This is a genomic window from Sphingobacterium sp. SGG-5, from assembly GCF_011043525.1.
Lineage (GTDB): Bacteria > Bacteroidota > Bacteroidia > Sphingobacteriales > Sphingobacteriaceae > Sphingobacterium.
In genome coordinates this window covers 1-867 of the sequence record NZ_JAAKGO010000028.1, presented here as the reverse complement: position 1 = coordinate 867, position 867 = coordinate 1, and the positions used below count along the sequence as shown (strand labels likewise).

Annotated in this window: 1 protein-coding gene; it reads right to left on the bottom strand. The window is 43.3% G+C overall.

What is annotated here, in order from left to right; translation table 11 throughout:
* Positions 1 to 88: 88 nt before the first annotated feature.
* On the bottom strand, positions 89 to 867 hold a 779-nt coding region (locus G5B30_RS17110), incomplete at its 5' end, for a DUF1080 domain-containing protein (RefSeq protein ID WP_206367177.1).

The following is an 867-nucleotide window of genomic DNA, read 5'->3' as shown; positions in this document are numbered from 1 at the left end:
TTGAACCGACGACCTCCAGCACCCCATGCTGGCGCGATACCGGGCTACGCTACATCCCGAAAGGAAGCACAAAAATACAAAATGCTTTTTATTTTACCTTCCTTATTTTTACATTTCTAAAAAAGGCTTTGTCATTATGATATTGCAAGAGAATGTGCCCTTCTTTGGCCTCACCATAGGGCGTCACATATCCTTTGAACTTTGTACCGGCAATCCGTCGACGATAGTCTTCCGAACCCCGTTCATATTCCAGCACTTTTACACCATTCAGCCAATGCTCTACATGCGTTCCATAAGCAATGATCCTCCCGGTATTCCATTGTCCCACCGGCAAAAAAACACTCTTTTGTGGTGCATACAACAGATATAACGCCCCCGTAATTGTCTTCGGACTTTTACCTCCCCGAACTGACGGGTGATTAATATCATCGATCAATTGATATTCGGGTCCGTTTAAGGTCGTCTTACCTTTTTTATCCAATAATGGGGCAACAAAATATTTCACGCCTGTATTTGCTGAGTCGGTTAGATTAAACTCAAATACAAGATCAAAATCGGAAAATTGCTCTCGGGTAATGATATCACCTGCTTTTTTCCCCGGTAATGATAGGAGAAGTCCATCTTTCATCGCCCAACCATCTTTGGGAAAACTGTCGCTGTTTTTCGATCGCCAGTGTACATTTGGATCACCACCATCCAACAAGTGCTCCCATTCTCCCCATTGTACCTCCTGCCCAACATTCCCTGCTATCTGTTGCGCAAAAATCTGCGATGGCACAACATATATTCCCAAAAGTATCCACATCAACTGCAGGAAGCGGATTTCCACAATTGTCTTATTTAAAATATAAAAAATTAGGGCGCGGA